The 2,350-nt window shown below is 74.5% G+C and carries 1 protein-coding gene; it reads right to left on the bottom strand.

Annotation, left to right across the window (positions count from 1 at the left end; translation table 11 throughout):
• Positions 1 to 2,350 (bottom strand): DNA gyrase/topoisomerase IV subunit A (locus ABEB16_RS20255; protein WP_345714001.1); only part of this gene is annotated, 2,350 nt, incomplete at both ends.

Below are 2,350 nucleotides of genomic sequence, written 5' to 3'. Positions count from 1 at the left end.
GCCGTGCCCGACGGGGTCGCCGCCTCCGCGGGACCGGGGCCCACCCACGCCAGGAGCAGCCCGTCCTCCCCGCGCAGGAAGCGGTGGCAGCGCACCCCGCCCGTGGCGCGGCCCTTCGGCGGGTACTCCGCCAGCGGCGTCACCTTCACGGTGCCGTTGGCGGTGCCCTCCAGCGCCTGGGAGGAGCCCGCCACCGTCACCACGACCGCGTCGCCGCTGCCGGGGGAGTCGGGGGCCACGGCGCCGAAGAACACGACCTTCTCCCCGGGGGACAGCCGGACCCCCGCCATGCCGGCCGCGGCACGGCCCTGGGGGCGCACGGCCCCGGCGGGGAAGCGCAGCAGCTGCGCGTCGGAGGTGACGAACACGAGGTCGTCCTCGGCGGTGGTGAGCGCCACCGCACCGACGACCTCGTCGCGGTCCCTCAGCGCGACGAGGTCGACCTCGTCGCGGTTGCCCAGGGGCTCCGGCACGACCCGCTTCACCACACCCTGCGCCGTCGCCAGCGCGACGCCCGGCCCGGTGCCCTCCTCCACCAGCGGCACCAGGCACAGCACCCGCTCGCCCTTGGCCAGGTCGGCGAAGACGCCCACCGGGACCCCACCGGACATGGCCGGCCGCCCGGCGGTGGGCGGCAGCGCCGGCAGCTCCAGCACCGGCAGGCGCACCAGCCGCCCCCTCGACGTCACCACCCCCACGGACCCGCGGGCGGTGGCGGGGGCGGTGGACACCACCAGGTCGTGCTTGGTGCGGCGGCCCTCGGTGCCCAGCGGCTCGTCGGTGGCCGTGCGCGCCAGCAGACCCGTGGACGACAGCAGCACCCGGCAGGGGTCGTCGGCCACCTCCAGCGCCATCGGCCGCCCACCGGTGCCGGTGGCCGGCCCGTCGGAGGCCAGCAGCACCGTGCGCCGCGGCGTGCCGTGCTCGGCCGCCACGTCGGCCAGCTCGTCGGAGACGAGCTTCTTCAGCCGCCGCTCGGAGTTGAGGACCGCCGTGAGGGCGGCGATCTCCCGGCGCAGCTGCTTCTGCTCGGTCTCCAGCTCCAGGCGGGAGAACTTCGTCAGCCGCCGCAGCTGCATGTCGAGGATGTAGGCGGCCTGCGTCTCGGACAGGTCGAACACCTGCACCAGCCGGGCGCGCGCCGCGGCCGCGTCGTCGCTGGCCCGCACGATCTGGATGACCTCGTCGATGTCGAGGATCGCCACCAGCAGGCCGTCGACGAGGTGCAGCCGCTCCTCCTTGCGCCGCAACCGGTACGCGGTGCGGCGGCGGACGACGTCGACGCGGTGGTCGACGAACACCTGCAGCAGGTCCTTCAGGCCGAGGGTGCGGGGCTGGCCGTCGACGAGGGCGACGTTGTTGATGCCGAAGGACTCCTCCATCGGCGTCAGCCGGTACAGCTGCTCCAGCACCGCCTCGGGCACGAAACCGTTCTTCACCTCGATGACGAAGTGCAGGCCCCGGGTGCGGTCGGTGAGGTCCACGACGTCGGCGACGCCCTGCAGCCGCTTGGCGGTGATGGCGTCCTTGATGCGCTCGGTGAGCCGCTCGGGACCGACCCCGAGGGGCAGCTCGGTGACGACGATCCCCTTGCGGCGCGGGGTGATGGCCTCCACCCGCGTCGTGGCCCGGGTGCGGAACGTGCCGCGGCCCGTCTCGTACGCCTCCCGCACGCCCTCCAGGCCGACGATCCGCCCGCCGGTGGGCAGGTCCGGTCCCGGCACGAACCGCATGAGGTCGGCCGTCGTCGCCTTCGGGTCGTCGATGAGGTGGCGGGCGGCGGCGACGACCTCCGCGAGGTTGTGCGGCGGCATGTTCGTCGCCATCCCGACCGCGATGCCGCTGGCGCCGTTGACGAGCAGGTTCGGGAAGGCGGCCGGCAGCACGCCCGGCTCGGTGAGGCGGTCGTCGTAGTTCGGCACGAAGTCCACGACGTCCTCGTCCAGGCCCGTCGTCATCAGCAGCGCCGCCGTCGCCGGGCGCGCCTCGGTGTAGCGCTGCGCGGCCGGGCCGGCGTCGGGGGAGCCGAAGTTGCCGTGCCCGTCGACCAGCGGCAGGCGCATCGTGAACGGCTGCGCCTGGCGGACCAGGGCGTCGTAGATGGCGCTGTCGCCGTGCGGGTGCAGCTTGCCCATCACCTCGCCCACCACGCGCGCGGACTTCACGTGCGGGCGGTCGGGGCGCAACCCCATGTCGTGCATCATGTACAGGATCCGCCGCTGGACGGGCTTGAGGCCGTCGCGGGCGTCCGGCAGGGCCCGGGAGTAGATGACGGCGAGCACCTCGCCCTCCTCGACGTCGAGGAGGGCGAGGTGCTCGCCGTCATCGGGTACTCCGGTGCCGGCAAGTC

Source organism: Kineococcus glutinatus, from assembly GCF_039542765.1.
In the GTDB taxonomy this organism is placed as follows: Bacteria; Actinomycetota; Actinomycetes; order Actinomycetales; family Kineococcaceae; genus Kineococcus_A; species Kineococcus_A glutinatus.
Note: the sequence above shows the minus strand (reverse complement) of the source record. Positions and strands in the feature narration are given on the sequence as shown.